An 18171-nucleotide genomic window follows, 5' to 3' on the forward strand; every position below is an offset into this window, starting at 1 on the left:
ATACTGTAGGAAAAATCAAGTATTATCGAGTTTGTAGACAAATGGGGCTCTTTCTAAAAGGTAAAACAAAGTTGATTGGAGCGTAAGGTACGAGACTCCTGCGGGAAAACGTGTCCAGGGGAGCCCCCAGGAGGCTTCCCGGACCGCCCGCGGAAAGAGAGTGCCTGGGGTGGAAATCACGTTACAAGCCAAAAAAGTAGACAAACTCGATTTCATCGAGTTTGTCTACAGTCTGAAAGCAGCCATCAGGCTGCTTTTCCCTTCGATCTCCGATTTAACTTGCCTTTTTTTCATCTCTGGATTCAGCGGCACCCCAAATTTCGGATGCCCATTCAGGATGGTCGATGAATGGATTGCGGTTATTTTGCCAATCCTGAATGACATCATTGCGATGGCTCTCGAAATCGTCGACTGGATCGAGCTCATTCCATTTCAAAAGTGTCGATAGCTTTCCATGAAGCGGCTTCGGATACGTATTGACTGTATCTGATAATTCAAGATCCAACTCGCCGTTTCCTTCATATCGGACGGCCATGTAAAATAGCATCCGTGCTATATCGCCTTTAACATGGTCTGGCGGCTCCCATGAATCTGAATCAAACTTACATTCACATCCACTATATGTTTGACCCCCCTCGTCGAAATCAAGGTGGCCCCGTTTGCCATTGACTGTCACATCAGCGGGACGGAGGTGATGAAGGTCTGTCCCGGGACCTTTGCTTGTCCCAAAATCACCGTGGGACTTTGCCCAAACATGTTCGCGGTTCCATTGTCCGGCATTGCCCCCATTCGCGTTCTCCGAGATCGATTTTCCAGAGTAAAGCAAAATGACATTCTGTTTGTTCACCGGATCTTCATCCGTTTCTTTAAGGGCATTCCACACTTGATCATAAGATAACATCGTATGGCCCTTAATTATCGAGTGCAGAACCGCTTTCAAACCCGTTCCCGTTTTTCCTGCCGCCGTTTCGTAATAAGCTTCAAGCGGCTTATCATTCGATACGGTCAACGTGAAACGGGCAACCGTTTCCGATAGCTGGTCCTCGGCCTTGACTGCGACAAGGTATGTTCCAGCTTCATTTGCAGGAAGCATTAATGTCTGACCAGTGACTGTACCGATAGTGGATGAAAAGGTCAGCTTATCCCCATCAGGATCTGAGAAGTGCTCACTTAAATCGATGGTGACCTTTGAACCGGCTTTCACTTCAAGATTTTCCAGTGTTTTCGTTAAGACGGGCGCATGATTTTCTTTAGGGTCGAAAGGGGAAGCAATTGCTTCCCCCTTGGAATCGACAAATTTGATATTCGATGTGTCGACACCTTCTGTTACCGACCATTTCTGAACATTTTCAGCGCCTCTGATTTCTTTTACATTGGCATTATCAATGATGACTTCCTTCACCGCCATGCCGCCAAAATCAATGATTGCACCATCCTTATCCGGTTTAATCGTCACAGCAGCATTCTTCAGCCCAAGGCCTTTGAGTACAGCATATGAACCTTTTAACCAGATACCTTCTTCGATGCTGGATGTTTCGTCAATATCGATCAAAGCACTAGGTGAAGCAATCGTAAGTTTTTTTGTTATAACGTTTGTCAGATTATATGTTTTTTCTGGAGCGGGAGTTTCAACTCCGCCTGATTCAGATAAAATGGTTGAAATCAGTACAGGGTCATGATCACTAGCCCTTCCGTGAACTTCCATGAAGGATGAATTAATATGGACAATATCGACTTTTGTGGCCGCGGCCATATTATTCGATACCAGGATATGGTCCAGTACTTGTGAGTTGCCTTGATATGTGTAAGAATAACGTTTCTCAAAAGGGACTTTCTCGATCATATTGGTTAAATCCTTGCCCTTCAATGTTTTAAGCGGAGCCGAAAATTCAAAATCATTAAAGTCTCCAAGCAAGACGATATTCGCTTCGGCATCCTGTGACTTGATATCACTGACAAACCGATTGACGATCGAGGCAATTTGAAGCCTTTGCGTTTCACTTGAAAGGACAGGTGGCTGGTTTTTGCCGAATAACGGCTGGTCACCGCCCTTGGAATTGAAATGATTGGCCACCACCACTACGCTTTCGCCTTTAAATTCGAATTGAGCCGCTAAAGGCTTCCTGCTTGATTTGAAGGCGGGATCGGCAGGCTCGATTCGTCCAGGGTTCAAGGTAAGTTTTCCATCTTTGAAAGCCACGGACTGTGTTGCCGTCCCTTTCGTTCCTTCAGCCAATTTGACACGGTCGACATTATATAAAAAGCCTACACGGATATTCCCGCCAGGTGCACCGCCATCAAGTTTATCTTCCGGAGCGATATCGATGTATTGATATTGCGGTCCGCCCAGCTCTTTTATTTTGTCGGTTAACTTCTTGGCACTTTGGGCAGAATCCGTTGTCCCGCTATCTGTTGCCCCATCATTATCCTGCATTTCCGTTACGCCGATGATATCGGGTTGTTTCAGATTGGCAATGATGGATGTTGCGATCGTTTCAACTTTGGAATTAGCGGTTTGAGTGGAGAAATTCTCTATATTATAGGAAGCGATCGATAGCTCATCAGCATCCTTCTCTAAAGATGTCACTTCCCTGACCGCACCGCCATCCTTTAACTCAGGCAGCTGGGCTTTATCCGTCACTACCCTATAGTTGCTATATCCATAGCTGATCACACCCGTAATCGAGCCTTCAAAGAAATCACCCGTTTTGGCTGCAAATGATTCATCATTTATATCCAGGGTAATTCTTTCAGGGTTGAAATCCGTTTCCGTTATTTTGACGCCTCCAACTGCAGTCGTCGTTTCCATATTCCCTGGGATCACGACCAATTCACCATAGTCTTGGGGAGCAACCACTTTCGGGTTATATACTTCTACAAGCATTCCTTCCAGACTCTCGTAGAAATCAATACCGTCTTCACCTGGATTAAAATCTGTCAATCTATCATCATCAATGTTCTCAGACGGCGGAATGACATCCTTTCCGATGACGATCGGTTCTGGCATCGATGCAGTGCCAAGCTTTTCAATCGTCGTATTGGTCAATTCAGTTGTTGGCAGATCCGTCGTTTTCATTTCAGCGTACCCTTCGATATACCATTCGGCGACTTTACCTGCCACTTTGACATGATCGCCCGCTTTTAGGCCATGCGCTTTGTTATACACAAGTATTCCCTCGGAAGTCGTTAAGTCCTTATCCGGGTTGGGATCTTGCATGTAAAAGTTATTCGCATCTTTTACATAAGTGACGACACCTTCCACACCTGAGACGAGTTGAGTTTCATAAGATGAAAAATGATTCATCCCCTGAATGTCACGAATCTTCACTTCAGTGGTTTTGTTAACGGTATAGGCAAATGTGAAAACTTCCGATGTCTTGTCGTTGACAGCGATTGCCTTGATGACCGTATCTTTCGTTAAAATGATAGGTTCTGTGTACACAGCACTTGAAGACGTTGGTGCGGATCCATCCAGCGTATAATGGATTTTCGCTCCTTCCCAACCAGATTCAAGTGATACCTTTGTATTTTCACTAACCGTACCAGGGAAAATATCCGTGTAAACGGCCGGTTTGTTCACCAGTTCATAATCTTCAATACCACGCGGCTTCAACTGGTACGTGTCATTGAACCTCGATCCGATTCCGGTTACGGAAATGACATCCCCTGCTTTAAAGCTTTTCACGAAATCTTCATAGCTCGAACCGGTCCGGTTATCATGGCGAACGATGACGGATTTCCCTTCAATATCTTCCGCTTTGAATTCGAATGTTCCGTATGTGCCCGATGGGGCCAATTCTGTAATGGTCGCCTTATCGATGGTGACCAGCTCACCTTGTGTATCCTCATTGACCCCTAAGGCATCAATCGTTTGGATTTCAGGAAGTTCATTATCAGAAGATACGACTTCAAGGGAAGTTGGTTGGATTTGTAATTCCTTATTATAAGCGGATACTTGTCCGATTAATCTAACCTTATCCCCTTGCTTTACTTCCGCAGGCCACGAAGAACCATAAACATATAGCCCTGCCGTTTCATCTTGGATATAAAAACCTTTTCCTCCCCAATAACCAAGTCCCGTCGTGACCACCCCATCGACCTGCACGACATCTTCCGTATTCGTGCGCGCCTCGGCAATGGAATCAAGAACCTTCACATCAGGCTGTTCAGGAGTTGTTCCCCCATCAGTGATAATCGTGAAATCCGTTGCGGATTTCAGGCCGGGTACTGAAAAGTACTTTTCCAAATTCCCCGTAATCGTCACCTGCGCTTTAAGTAATTCCGGATGTTCGACCAAATTCAAGGCCGTTCGGATACTTCCGGCCGGAAGCTGAACAGGCATGATTTTCTTAACATCCGTTTCATCCGGACTATCGGCAATGCCTATGTTCGTACTTTCAGTAAAAGGCGATGTTTGTTGATAGCTTGTACCGCTTTTAGCTGTACCGACGATATATCCCTTCACCGTCGCCGTTCCGCTGTTATTATTAATCGCTTCCACGACCGATATTGTCCCTTCGGCATTTGCTGCAGCTGCATTTGGCAGAACCGTTGACAGTACGATCAGTATGGCAAAGAAAAGCTTGCTTATCCCGTTCTTCTTCAAGATCTCAACCCCTCCAACTTTTTTCCATAGGCTCAGCAATCATTTGAAAACCGCTTAAAGAATGGTTTCGCCATTCACCGTGACACCGCTCAGGCTTACGTTCTTACCGTTAAGTCCCGATAAATCCAAATCACCCTCTACTGTAACCTCTGAAAAAGTAAAATCATCCGGAGGAGTTCCCGTTAATGTAAGATTCCCTTTAACCACTGCATGTTCCAATGAAGCAATATCCGTGATATCCACAACTACATTGCCTTCATGTGTTTTTGGCGCATCAGCCGTTCCGCCAAAGTCTTTAGCCAATACCACGGTCGGGTCTGCATGGCTTCCCGCCACATCCTTGATGCGTCCTTCGATGCTTGGATCGACAGTTTTCAGCCCGCTTACATAATCACGTAAATTCTCCCAATCAGCGAGTCCGATATCCGTCACTCTTCCTTCTTCATAAGCCTTCTTGAAAACGGTGAATCCATCTCCGCCCTTGGCTGTAAAAGCATTGGTCGCCACGACATATTCCTTCGCTGGATCCAATTCGGAATATGTTCCATCTTGTCCAAGGACTTCCGCCTTTGTCACACGATTGCCTGCTTCCTTCGAGCTGTCGTAGGTGAATTTCATTCCGGAAACATGCAGGAAGCCGCCATTTTCCTTAGGGGCGAGACTTACACTATGCTCTAATGCTTCATTGATTTCTGCACCCGTAAGCTTCATCGTCGCTAACGTATTCCCAAACGGCAAAACGGTGAGGATTTCCCCTAAAGTGATTTCACCTTGATCGATGCCAGCGCGGATTCCCCCTCCATTTTGGAATGCGATTGCCGTATCCTTATTGAATTCCTTCGCTTTACTAAGCATTCCATCCGTAATTAAATTACCCAGTTCCGTTTCATTTTTGCGGACGCTCGGCTTGGTTGCATCCCCTGCATCACGCGGTGTTTCCAAGGCCTTCACAGCTGTTGCACCTGTCTTCGTTTCCTTCAGTTCCTTAATCTTCGAGGAATAGGTTTCGAGCACTTTTGCCGCTTCGGCATCATCCTGTTTTTCAGAAAGCTTAATCAGCTGACCGGCTTGTCCGACAATCTTGCCTTGCTTATCGAATTCCACATCGATCGTTCCTAAATAGTCGCTATATTGATACCCTTGGACGATGACAGTCGGCTCTTTCGTTTTGCCTTTATCATCTTTGTCGACAACAACGGGGGCGTCCAACTGCGTATGGCTATGTCCGCCCACGATCACATCGATGCCCTTGACCTTGGCAGCTAATGTCAAATCATTGTCATAGGCTGCATTGTCATCGTAACCGATATGGGATACGGCAACGATCTTATTGACCCCCATGCCTTTGAACGCCTTGACCGCCTTTTCGGCTTCTTCAAGATAGTTTTCGAATTCTATACTTCCTGGGCTTGAAATATCTTTCGTCTCTTCAGTTGTAAGCCCGAAGAACCCTACCTTTTGGCCATCCACTTGTTTTATGATGCCATTGTATATCTTCCCTTGTTCCGGCTTACTTGAAATCAGGTCCGAGAATAGTCCCTTGAACTTATCATCTTTGGAGAAGTCCACATTGGAACTGACAAACGGGAACTTTGCCCCTTTGATGAAGTCAGCCAAAGCTTGATGACCTTCGGCGCTGGAACCCAAATCAAACTCATGATTCCCGAATGTCATGACGTCATATTTCATTAAATTCATGAAGCGAAGATCCGCTTGCCCTTTGAATTCATTAAAATAGAGAGTTCCCGAGAATACATCACCTGCATCAACTAAAAGAGCTTGCGGCTTATTCTTACGCACTTCCTTGACAGCCGTCACCCTTTTGGCCACATTATCCAAGTGGGCATGCGTGTCGTTCGTATGCATCAAGGAAAGCGTGATCGCTTTCGCAGGATTTTTCAAAGCTTCTTCAGCGGCAGCGACTTTCTTATCCGCCAATGCCATTTTCGAAAGGAATTCCTTTCGGTCCGACTCCTTGATTCCATTTAAATGAATCGCTGCTTTCGCTTTTTTAGCCGCGTTTATCTGTTCTTTCGTTTTAAGTTCCCCATTGGCAAGAGCTACATAGGCATTGACCCGCTTTGCCACTTCTTTTTTCTTTTCTGCATATACCGCATCATCATACTTACCTTTCACTTCTTTAACATAGGCGTGTATGCCTTTTCCGAGCTTGGATGTTTTGCTGACCTTCTTCAATTGCGCAGAAACGGTTTGCATGCGCTTATCCGCGGTCTTCAAATCACCTTTCTTCACCCAGTAAGCAGCTTTTTCATAGTAGTATGGAACTTTCAGGTCACCGTTCAAAGCTGTTTTGGTCGCTTTAGTGAATTTATCGTATAGGAGCTTTTCGATTTTCGCACCGTAAACCGTATCTTTAATATCCTTATCTGCCTTTTTCACGGCTTTATCCAGTGCCTCGTATTGATTCCTTATATCAATGGATTTCTTGGCAAGTATCGAATTCGTAAGGTTGCCAATCGATTTGCCATGTGCAGCTTTTGCTTTCTCAGCCGCTTTATATCCTTTTACATAACCTTCCGAACGAGTGATGTACTTATCATAAGCTTCGATTTCTTTGTATTTGGCATCTTTTTCTTTTTTGCTTAACATTGATTTTTTTATGGTAGAGTTGATGTCTTTTTTTGCTTGTTTTGCAGACTTGATTTGTTTTTCAATAGTGGACACTGAAGCGAGTTTAGAAGTGTAGAAATAAGTATCGAATGGTTTTTTGATGGCGGCCTTGGCCGTTTTGATTTTACTATTCAGGCTAGTGGCAGCATCCGATGGTGCCGGCGCTACTGCTACGATCGTTGTCGCAGCCATTATGGTAGCTGAAGCAATTTTTACGATTTTCTTTTTCCCCATTATCGTAATCCCCCCATTAGTTCTATACTGGCATAACATTCTGCTAACTTATCCATATAATTGATACGCTTTTCCAAAAACTGAATTCAGACAAATTTACATACCCATACACAAATCCACCCTACTTTTTTCCTCTAAAGATTCGTGTATCTCCTATATTACAACAAAATAATCCAATTTTAAAACAAATTTACAATAACACACCGAATATTAACAGAATATTTTCATTATAATCACCCTAAAATACCTAGTAACAGCTAGATGATATATCAAAAAAACGTTTCACTAGTAAAATAGCATCAGTTTCAGTTGGTATCACCCTTGGTCTTTATACCTAAATTAACCAAAAATAAAAAAGAGAGAGATTTAGCTCTCTCTCAGACTGTACATAAATTCGAAGAAAAGCGAGTTTGCCTGCGTTTTTTTCAAAGAACATTCCAGCTGATTTCAGAAACCCGCTCCCTTTCCGCCGACTGGCTGCCAAGCCTCCTCGACTCAGGCGTCTCCGGGGTCTCGGCTAGCCAGTATTTCGGCAGGAGTGTCGCAAATTTCTTCTATCAATGTGGGTTATAGTAAAAAAACATTATGGATATTCTAGTCTTCTTTTAAATTCATGGTTCGGGGCGAGACTATTCCGAACCTCTAATAGTAGACAAATTCTAAGAAAGCCAGTTTGCTTACAGTTTTTTCAAAGAACGTTCCAGTTGATTTCAGAAATCCGCTCCCTTTCCGCCGACTGGCTGCCAAGCCTCCTCGACTCAGACGTCTCCGGGGTCTCGGCTAGCCAGTATTTCGGCAGGAGTGTCGCAAATTTCTTCCATCCAATGAGGATTATAGTAAAAAAACATTATGGATATTTTAGTCTTGTTTTAAAATCATGGTTCGCGGCGAGAACAATTCAAAACTCCTTTTGCCGGAAAATTGGTGGAACCGCCAGACTGTAGACGAATTGGAAAAGAAGAGCCAGTTTTCCTAAAATATTCCTAAAAAAAGAAGTTCCAGTTGATTGGAACGTAAGGTGCGAGACTCCTGCGGGAAAAGCGTGGCCAATGGAGACCCCGCAGGCGAGCGCCGAGGAGGCTCCCGGGCCGCCCGCGGAAAGCGAGTGCCTGGGGTGGAAATCATTACACATACCCTTTTGTCAAAAGGAGGGTTTCTATCTAAACTTTAAAACAAAGTTGATTGGAGCGGGTGTTCGAGACTCCTGTGGGAACGTGTGTCCAAGGAAGATCCCACAGGTGAGCGCCGAGGGCGGACCGTCCGCGGAACGAGAGTCCCCTACCGTCCAATCAACGCAATTTTGCAAACCCCCAAAAAAACAAAAAAAGAGCATCAGTTACGATGCCCTTGTCAAAAATCTTATTCTAATGCTTCAAGAAAGTGCCTTGCCGATACTCAAGGTATGCCTGATCGATTTCCTCTTCAGTATTCATGACAAACGGTCCGCGGGCAACAACAGGCTCCATTAAAGGTTCTCCTGCATATAAAACAAGTCTTAAAGGTTCAGTTGCCGTTATATCAACTTCACTTTCCCCTGCTTCTTTACAAGTACCCAGCCATAAGACCTGTCCCTTTGAAGCTCTCACTTCGTTTTTACCGAAAATTCCGCTTCCTTCTATTAAATAAATGATTCCGTTGTAGCTTCCAGGTAAATTCTGTGTGATCGATGCTCCAGGCTCCAGGACCATCTCCACCATCGTAACGGGAACATGGTTTTTCGTTGTTGAGATAACATCCTTGGATGATCCGGAAAAGACACGGACTAGTGCTCCTTCTTCTTTTCTGACCGGCATATCTTTTGCCATTAAGTTTTGATATCTTGGTGTCGTCATCTTTTCACTCCGGGGAAGGTTGACCCAAAGTTGAAGAGAATGGGCAGTCACACCTTCGGAAGGCACCTCATTATGCACAACGCCGCTTCCCGCTGTCATCCATTGGACATCACCAGGTCCAAGTATCCCTCCATCCCCGGTATGACTGTCATAGTGCTCGATCGTTCCGTCAATGACGAATGTAACGGTTTCGATTCCCCTGTGCGGGTGGATATCGAATGATCCCTTTTGAAATTTATCCTCCATCATTAAAAGGAACGGATCACTCTTTTCCCAGTTTCCTGGTTCTATGACTGGTCCGGCCGTATGAATCGGACTATACCTTTGAAGCTTCACATCTTTCACTTCGACAATATCTCGTTTAAAATGATTTTCACTTTTCATTACTCCATTCCTCCCTTAGGGTTACTAGTAAACTGATAAAAATGCTATCATTATGGCTGCCTGATCCAGTCTCAGGATTCCTCCTGGCTGGCATTAGGCACTTCCGTCTGTAAACTATGTCTATGAATCTTTATCATCATCTCATGCATGCGCTTCTTTTCTTCATCATCCAATATATCGAATAATGAAGCTTGGAAATCGGATTGAATAGGCATGACCTTTTCCATTAACTTTTTCCCTTTTTCCGTTAATGAAATATATTTAACCTTCCATTGTTGATTACGGACGATCAAGTTCTCTTTTTCCAGCCTTGTCAGCATATGTGATACGCCTCCACGGCTTATCGTTAGGTGCTCCGCTAATTCGATTTGTGAAACAGGCTGATGGATAAGTACTTGTGCCAACATATCGAATTGGGCAGCGGTGACGCCGAAATGCTGTAAGTGTTCATTCGAAAGCTGATTGCTTCTTTGATAAAAACGAACCATTCGCAGCCAAATCAGCAAACTCAATTTGTTCTCATCCGAAAATCCCCGTCTATCCATGTAAAGCCTGCCTCCCATCTCTGATGCACCATCAGTTTACTAGTAATTTGATAACAAGTCAAATCGTTGGGCCTTTGACTTGTTGAATCAGTATCCCCAACAGGTAGACCATACCAACAGTCAATCCATAGGGGATATTCACTTTGCTAAGATATATTAACAGAACTACATTACTCCATTTTTTAAGTTGGATAATATAAGATCATGCTTAATCGAGTTATTGTGTCCCCTGAATTATGGTAGGCATGCGGTCTGTCAGCCTTGAACCTGATAGAATCACCATTCCCGACCGTATATTCTTCGTTATTTACACGTACTGTCACTTCCCCTTCAAAAACAGTTATGTACTCTTCGGTTCCTTCCCTATGTGGATCGGAACTTAGGAATCCACCTTTTTCTATCTCGACTGAATATACTTCAAAGCGCTTCTCATCCTCAAAGGGAAAGTGGGGATAAACTCGATATTTGCCGTTATCTTCAGATAATGATTGAATTTCACTTTTTAAAACAATTTTTGTATCCGGCTGCGGACTATTTATCAGTGAAGAAAATGAAATCTTTAATCCATTGGCTATTTTCCAAATCGTCGTAATCGTAGGGCTCGATCCTCCCCTTTCTATTTGTCCAATCATCGTTTTGCTTACTCCAGTCAATTCTGCAACCTTTTCAAGACTTAATTTCTTACTTTCCCTGATGGCCTTTAAATTGTTAGCAATAATAAAATTTATTTCTTCCATATAAATGCTCCTTATTTACAATATAACGTCGGCATTGTACAATAAAAAGGAAATCGTTATAGTGTCATTTTTGGTCATTATAGCATACAAAGGGGAGTCAACCATGCCATTACTATCTTTTTTGCTATTTGTTTTTGTTACAAGTTTCACTCCGGGTCCAAATAACATCATGGCCATGTTATTTGCGAACAAGTACGGGTTAAAAAAGACGATTAAATTTTGTTTCGGAGTAGGTGCCGGTTTTTTTGTAATCATGTTATTGTGCAGTTATTTTAATGTTTTGCTTGAAAATTTCATACCAAAGATTGAATTTATCATGACGATCCTTGGTGCAATTTACATGCTGTATCTGGCCATAAAAATCATTTCCAGTTCAAATAAAGCGAAGGACGATAATGATGACAAGAACAACAGTTTTATAGCAGGCATGCTTTTACAATTCATAAATCCAAAAGGAATCTTATATGGCATCACGGCAATATCGACCTTCATCCTACCTTATCACTCTTCAAATTTCAGTTTACTATTCTTTTCATTATTTCTGGCTTTCGTTGGTTTTATGAGTACGTTCTGCTGGAGTATGTTCGGTTCTGTTTTTCAAACGTTTTTATCAAAGTATAGAAGTCAGTTTAATGTAATCATGGCTTTGTTATTAGTGTATAGTGCCATTTCGATTCTTACACACTAAAAAAAGGTAAAGGGCACAAACCTTCATTAAGAAGGATTGCTGATTTGTAAATTTCGAACGTTCATTTCCCTCCAGGCACCCGCTTTCCGCGGGCGGTCCGCCCCCGGCGCCTTTGTGCCTGTGGGCCCCCCCTTGGAAGCGCCTTTCCCGCAGGAGTCTCGAAAACCAGCTCCAATCAACTTTTTTAAAAATTCAGATGGAACCCACTCAAATCTTCCCCCTGCATTAAATGGTTAAGTTCCCTTCAAATATTGTGACGGCATCGCCGGAAAGTTTAACTGTGTTTTCCGTTACTTCAACTTTCAACAGTCCGCCTCTTTCCGATGCCTGATAAGCTATAAAAATACTTTTGTCCAGCTTGCTTTTCCAATAGGGTCCCAGACAGCAATGGGCCGAGCCCGTTACTTGATCTTCGTCAAGGCCTTGCGCAGGGGAAAAGAAACGTGAAACGAAATCATATTCACTGTTATCGGATTGACTCGTCACGATGACGCCCCGAACCGGCAATTGGGCAATGGAGTCTATATCCGGCTTTAAATTCCTTACGATTTCCTCTGATTGAACTTCGACTAGAAGATCCCATTTGTTTTGCCCAACATACGCAGGCACAACACCTAAAGCCTTTATCAGTAAATCAGGGGCAGCGGTCTCCTTCTCCCTTAATGACGGAAATTCCAGCTGAACCATTCCTTCAACGAATTTTGCAATAAGAAGCCCGCTTTTCGTCTGATAGGCAATCGGCTGATTCCTTGGCACGTATCCTTTATCCCATAAAAAGAAAGAGCTTGCCAGCGTCCCATGTCCACAAATCGGGATTTCAATGGAAGGTGTGAACCATCGCAGCTTCCATTCACCATTATGAGGTTGAATAAAAGCGGTAACAGGCATATTAATCTCTTTAGCTATTCTCTGCATCCACTCGCTGTCACTTTCCCCGGTAAGAAGGCAGACTGCAGCAGGGTTTCCATTAAAAGGTTGATCTGTAAACGTATTTATGATGGTTAGTTCCATAAAATGAGCCTCCGGTAAGTGATATTCTAGTCTCCTAATTCCACAATGAGGAGCCCTTTTCCTTTTTTGAATGACCATTCCCTTGGTTTTTTAAAGAGTTCTCATTAAAATGAAAAGGACCACCATATGGCGTCCTCGATTAAGTCCCTTTATCTACTCAGGTTCCAGACGATTTTAAACGTTGTCATAAAAAACCGGTAATTCTTGTAGTGCATTTCGAAATCACTAAAATAGACAGCTTTATAAAAAAAGCTGCCCATCACTATATCAATTATATGATCTACCTTGCCGTAACAAAACACCCTACAGTTTCCGTACAATGAATGTATCCCCAAGCAGTTCCCAATTCTGGGGGAACGGATAACCAAGTACCCAATAACTGAGACCCCTTGACCTGTAAATCTTCACCAGATCAAATTTGGCTTTGGCACTGCGTGCGTCCTCAAACCAAACTTCATGTGTGCGTCCCTGATCATCTTTGTACCTATAATAAGGGGATTGGGCTGTCTCGTCATATTTTATTTCTGCATTATATTGGACGGCGCGTCTGATGGCTTCCTGCATATGGAAAGTCTCTGCTTCCTGTCCCTCTTCATGAGGAATAAGCCAATCCCGTGCATAAATTTGAAACCCTATGAAGATTTTATTTGTTGGTATCACCGTTACGGCATAGTCAAGGACACGCTTTATTTCATTAATGGGAGAGATTGCCTGCGGCGGCCCCTTTCGGTAACCCCATTCATATGTCATCAGCACCACGAAGTCGAGCAGCCGTCCGTGAACTGGATAATCATGTGCCTCAACTAATGGCCCCTTTTGATTGGCGCTGGTTTTTGGGGCAAGGGAGGATGACACAAAGTAACCCTCAGGATGCAATCGTTCCACTGCTCTTTGGAGAAAGCGATTATAGAAATCACGGTCCTCTGGTCTTACACTTTCAAAATCGATATTCAATCCACGGTATCCTTTATCTTTCATCGTTTTTATGACGTTGGTTAATAATGTTTCCACTAAACTTAAATCGGAAAGTATCGTATGGGCAAGCTGAGTTCCCGCTTCCGTCGCAGAAAAATTCGTTATGCACATCATGGGTATGACGCCAGTCGACTGTGCCGCCCGGATCGTCGGGATGTCATCTATGACTTCTAAGCTGCCATCTTGCCTCATTCTATAACCAAATGGACTTACGTAGGTCAAATCGTAGGCTACTTCACGTACCTGCTCCGCACCGGCTTGCCCATAAACGTTTGTAAAACCATTTACTTCAATGATGGGTTTTGGTTTCTGGGGAATCCTTATTATCCGTCCGATATGGATATTGGCCGGATCTGCAATCCTGTTCATCTGCATAATGGCTTGAACTGTCGTTCCATAACGTCTCGCTATATCATAAAGGGTATCTCGTTCCCTTACGGTATGATAAATAACCGGGATGGTTAGTCTCTGCCCTGGATAGATAGCGGAAGGATTTGTGATGCGATTCGATTGCATGATTTCCTGTACCGTAATTCCAAACTGATTTGCGATATTATTTAGAGTATCCCCTTGCTGAACCCTGTACTGAAGATAAGGTTCAGGAATCAAAAGAGCTAGGCCAATCACCAGCTTATCTGGATTTTCAAGGCCATTGATCCGAACAATCCGGTTGATACTGACACCATACTGCTGGGAAATTCCCCACAAAGAATCCCCCCTATTCACCACATGGATTTTCACATGCACAGCCCCGCTTTCCTTTAAAATATCCCTTTCATTTTATTCCCTGGATAGCCCTAATATGTTTTTTGTGTTCATAAGCCTGTAAAGGATATAGGGAAAAAAATAATAATGGCAGCTATCGATTCCAGGGAATGTATGGAGGGCTTGTCCATGTATTCTAAATGAGACTGCAGGCATGATAATACGATTTTTAGAGGGGATTTTGTAGCCGAAGTAATCCAGACGAGAACTATTATTCAGAAGGAAAGGATTCATTTAAGATCAAAGCTTATGAGCATGAAAGAATTTCAGCATTGGCCTATTCCATGGATTGCAGTGTTAGTTTAGCAGCAACAATGCTGCTGATTGCTGGTATTAGAAATCGAGACGTCTCTACACAAATGGTGGATTCAGAGGTAATTCGTTTACCTGATCCGGGAAGGCTTAAAAGTTTAAAGATGACTCAGAAATACATTTCAAAACTGAATGACGAGCACATTTCACTTTTTTCTCTAATTCCATATTTTGGGCATGAAGTAGTGGATACTACAAAAACTCTTCATGAAAAAGTGAATCTTTGGATAGATGATAATATAAAAAATATTGATTAGAATTATATGGAGAATAATAAGTCAAAACGGGTGAGGAGGAATGAGCATGAAAATGTTTAAAATGAGTGCTGTGGCATTGGTCGCTGCGTTGTTGTTCCCTTCTTCTACATTTGCAAGTGGCTGGGATTACTTAGGAGAACAATCTCTTTATTCTAATGGTGCTGAAAGTGATGTGTTTGCCTCTACTGGTGGTGATTATAAGATTTGTCGGGATTCTTACGTGGGTCCGGCTGGTAAGTTAAAAGTTGAATTATGGGAGTATGATCCTGACAGTTATAATGATTATGTAGGGGTAAGATATTTAGATCGAGGCCAATGTGGCATTTTCCGGGGTATCGGTAGCTTTGTTGATGGAGGAAATGAAGCAGAATTTTTTGCGAAATCAAGGACTAACAGTGATATGCATTTAATCTTTTTTGATTAATTCACTAACTGAATGAAAAAAAGACCTGAGATTGATTCGTAAATGCTAAAGGATATTCTTCTAGAATGAGTGCGTAAACACCTTAATATGACTGCTAATATATATAGGGTTTTTTAGGCTGATGTATATCCACTTCAGCCTTTTCTTATGCAGGAAAATAACTACTTGATTTATCTAAATGGAAAGTGTCATAACTTAAAGGTTGGTAGAAGAAATAGCATAAGGAAGAACTGTCCCCAACTAAGTTGTTGAAATGGGCAAAGCCTAGTGTTTTTGTGGGTACATGAAAACTCCCTTAATAAAACCATCACTGTCCCTTTCATGTCCCCCTATTTTATTAATTTTACTTTTTCATTGTTTTTTTTGATGAAACTTAGCGATATTGTACGCAGTTACACCAAAATAAACCACTTGTAGCCAAGGGGTTTATTGTCTTTCACTTTTACCTTTTTTTCTCTTCTGTTATTTAAGGACTCACCTCTATCAAAGGATTTGGCGTTTAATGTGTACCCCTGCTGGGCACACAATAAACAAAGACCATCTTATAATGATGGTCTTTGTTTTGGTTAGCAGATTAAACTTTAAATTGAATAAAAGCTTATAATTCCAATTATCATAGAGATTATTAGAATTGATACTACACCAATAAGTATTTTCTTCCAAGTTTTCATATAATCACCTACTATATGTAAAATTTATTTTTTTACAGAAGTTTTTATACTACCTGAGAGTTTTCCTAGATGATTTCCTGATACTTTAAGATAAACATTTCCTATTTGTACAATACCAAGCGATCCTACTCCAACTTTATAATAAAAAGTTACCTCTCCGTAATATTTTTTATTATTAATATAACCACCATAATAAGTTAAATCTGTAGCGATGGTTGGATTATAATGATAGACTACTTCTCCTTTAGTTGAAAGGGCTGATGTAGCACCACTAGAAGTATAATTATATTTTCCTGTGATTTTATATTTTGTAATAGGGACTCCTAAAACTCCTAAAGTTCCAGTATGACTAATTGTTTTAGTTTTAGTTGATGCGAAAGTAGAAATTAATGGAGTTTCATCTGATTCAGTCCATTGAATATACTCGGCATATTCACCTAATTCATCTGATTCTCCAGCATACACTAATGCCATTAATTCTGTATTAGATAAAATATCTAAAAATAGTTCTTGTTTTTCAGATGAAAGTTGACAAAATTGATCAATTATTTCTTCGACATTCTCATCATCAGTATCAGTAGTATTTGTACTAAAAGTTCGAGTTTGAGTTTGTTTCTTAAATTGATTCAAATAATCAATGTATGATTCTGGTGATTCTAAAGGATTGCTTTTTGTTTCTGCTGCTTTTGTGTTAGATCCTGGAGTGACAAAGGTAAATGTTAATGTTAATGCTAAAACTAAAACTAATACTCTTTTAATCTTTTTCAATATAACTTTCCCCTTTTCCCATATTTTATAAGTTAAAGTTAACAATAACAATTTTTCTATAAAAATACAATTGATTTTTAGTAGAAAAAGATATTCTAATATAGGGAATATTCTAAAAACACGCATCATTTTTGTTTCCCAATGTGAGCCCGGATTCTTTATTGAGAAAAACCAGGGAGTGATTACAGTAGAGGAACAAGAGTTAAAGCAAATCCCCCAATACTTTAGGAAACTTTTTAATTTAACAAACGATTCTGCGCTACCTCTATTAATCTGTTAGAAAACCCTCACAACAAAATATATTAACACCTCAAGATATCCCCCCTCTTTCCCAGCCATATTTCCGGCTCATAAGAAACAAAAATAAGGGGTATGTACCTCTCTATTAAATATCATTTCAAACACTTCACAAAGAGCGTAAAACGCCTTAAATAACCCGTTTTCAAGTGCGGTTACCTCGGTCTAAAACTGGATTGGTATGGTATAATTATAGAAGGTGTACTGTGCTTTTAGGAGGTGAACGAATGACGATCAGCAGCATCATATTGGTGGTGGCGGCAGTCTTTATCGGCGCCTTGATGCGGACGATGTTCGGGTTCGGTGAAGCGATTGTCAGCATGCCTTTGCTTGCCTTACTTCACATTCCGCTTAATACTTCGGTTTCCTTGATTGGATTGGCTGGTCTTACCGTCGCTTCACTAACCGTCGTTAGCGGATGGCGGCATATCGAACGCTCGGTATTAATCAGGCTGGCGGCTTCAACGGTGATCGGCATACCAGCCGGCTTGGCTTTGCTCCATTACGCACCTTCTATGATCATTACTTCTGCACTGGGTGTTTTTTTGATTGCATATGGGGGATATTCTCTTCTAAAGCAAAGACTTTTTCAGGCTGTGGATAAACCACTACTTAACTCGAAGGGCTGGGTATGGCCGTTCGGCTTTGCGTCGGGAGCCCTTGGCAGCGCCTATAACTTTAACGGGGTGCCGGTCGTCGTCTATGGAACTTTGCGAAGATGGAATCCAGATCGATTCCGCGGAACATTGCAAGCCCATTTCCTGATATCCGGTATCCTGGTCGTGACAGGTCATGCGCTAGGCGGACTTTGGACAGCCGATTCACTTATTCTTTACGCTTATTCCATTCCAGCTATATTACTTGCGACAGGTCTCGGAATCTTCATGAATAAGCGAATTCCCCCGAAGAAATTCGAAGGTTATTTATTCTTCATCATCATTGCACTAGGTGTACTATTATTGATTCCCCATGACTGATAACCAATAAAATCCTGATTCTCATTAAAACAACGAGGAATCAGGCTTTTTTCAGGA

The 18171-nt window shown here is 42.1% G+C and carries 12 protein-coding genes; 4 read left to right on the forward strand and 8 right to left on the reverse strand.

The annotated features are described in order from the left end of the window. Window positions 1-274: 274 nt before the first annotated feature. The 5 genes from AC0VX1_RS22990 to AC0VX1_RS23010 form a co-directional block, all read right to left on the reverse strand. Window positions 275-4606: an endonuclease gene (locus AC0VX1_RS22990; RefSeq protein ID WP_475469207.1), complete on the reverse strand. Its 4332-nt coding sequence runs from the start codon at window positions 4604-4606 to the stop codon at window positions 275-277. Window positions 4607-4660: 54 nt separating this feature from the next. Continuing rightward, window positions 4661-7471 carry a bifunctional metallophosphatase/5'-nucleotidase gene (locus AC0VX1_RS22995; RefSeq protein ID WP_413022088.1) on the reverse strand — a complete coding sequence of 937 codons (2811 nt, stop codon included), beginning with the start codon at window positions 7469-7471 and terminating at the stop codon, window positions 4661-4663. 1364 nt (window positions 7472-8835) lie between these two features. Next, on the reverse strand, window positions 8836-9687 hold the full coding sequence (locus AC0VX1_RS23000) for a pirin family protein (RefSeq protein ID WP_475469210.1): 852 nt from the start codon (window positions 9685-9687) through the stop codon (window positions 8836-8838). Window positions 9688-9758: 71 nt separating this feature from the next. Continuing rightward, window positions 9759-10232, reverse strand: coding sequence for a MarR family winged helix-turn-helix transcriptional regulator (locus AC0VX1_RS23005; RefSeq protein ID WP_413022086.1), 474 nt, complete (start codon window positions 10230-10232; stop codon window positions 9759-9761). Window positions 10233-10414: 182 nt separating this feature from the next. Continuing rightward, window positions 10415-10969, reverse strand: a complete 555-nt coding sequence (locus AC0VX1_RS23010; RefSeq protein WP_098936291.1) for a helix-turn-helix domain-containing protein — start codon at window positions 10967-10969, stop codon at window positions 10415-10417. 103 nt (window positions 10970-11072) lie between these two features. Here AC0VX1_RS23010 and AC0VX1_RS23015 point away from each other — a divergent pair, with 103 nt between their 5' ends. Continuing rightward, window positions 11073-11657, forward strand: coding sequence for a LysE family transporter (locus AC0VX1_RS23015; RefSeq protein WP_063574929.1), 585 nt, complete (start codon window positions 11073-11075; stop codon window positions 11655-11657). Window positions 11658-11882: 225 nt separating this feature from the next. On the opposite strand, the gene AC0VX1_RS23020 is transcribed toward AC0VX1_RS23015, so the two are convergent. Together AC0VX1_RS23020 and AC0VX1_RS23025 are read right to left on the reverse strand one after the other, a co-directional pair. Beyond that, window positions 11883-12668 (reverse strand): PhzF family phenazine biosynthesis protein, encoded by a 786-nt coding sequence (locus AC0VX1_RS23020; RefSeq protein ID WP_475469213.1) that lies wholly within the window; start codon window positions 12666-12668, stop codon window positions 11883-11885. Between the two features lie 303 nt (window positions 12669-12971). Continuing rightward, on the reverse strand, window positions 12972-14384 hold the full coding sequence (locus AC0VX1_RS23025) for a glycoside hydrolase family 18 protein (RefSeq protein ID WP_475469215.1): 1413 nt from the start codon (window positions 14382-14384) through the stop codon (window positions 12972-12974). A gap of 296 nt (window positions 14385-14680) precedes the next feature. Between AC0VX1_RS23025 and AC0VX1_RS23030 the strand changes: the two genes are divergently transcribed. Both AC0VX1_RS23030 and AC0VX1_RS23035 read left to right on the forward strand, forming a co-directional pair. After that, on the forward strand, window positions 14681-14977 hold the full coding sequence (locus AC0VX1_RS23030; protein ID WP_475469217.1) for a hypothetical protein: 297 nt from the start codon (window positions 14681-14683) through the stop codon (window positions 14975-14977). Between the two features lie 46 nt (window positions 14978-15023). Further along, a complete protein-coding gene (locus AC0VX1_RS23035; RefSeq protein ID WP_057279094.1) occupies window positions 15024-15401 on the forward strand; it encodes a hypothetical protein in 378 nt (125 codons plus the stop codon). A 695-nt stretch (window positions 15402-16096) separates the two neighbouring features. On the opposite strand, the gene AC0VX1_RS23040 is transcribed toward AC0VX1_RS23035, so the two are convergent. Further along, window positions 16097-16840, reverse strand: a complete 744-nt coding sequence (locus AC0VX1_RS23040) for a hypothetical protein (protein WP_475469219.1) — start codon at window positions 16838-16840, stop codon at window positions 16097-16099. Between the two features lie 524 nt (window positions 16841-17364). Between AC0VX1_RS23040 and AC0VX1_RS23045 the strand changes: the two genes are divergently transcribed. Next, the gene (locus AC0VX1_RS23045; protein WP_475469221.1) at window positions 17365-18114 is read left to right on the forward strand and encodes a sulfite exporter TauE/SafE family protein; all 750 of its coding nucleotides are present in this window, start codon (window positions 17365-17367) and stop codon (window positions 18112-18114) included. The last annotated feature ends 57 nt before the right edge of the window (window positions 18115-18171 follow it).

It is taken from the genome of Peribacillus sp. QJM3NY_7 (genome assembly GCF_056173225.1).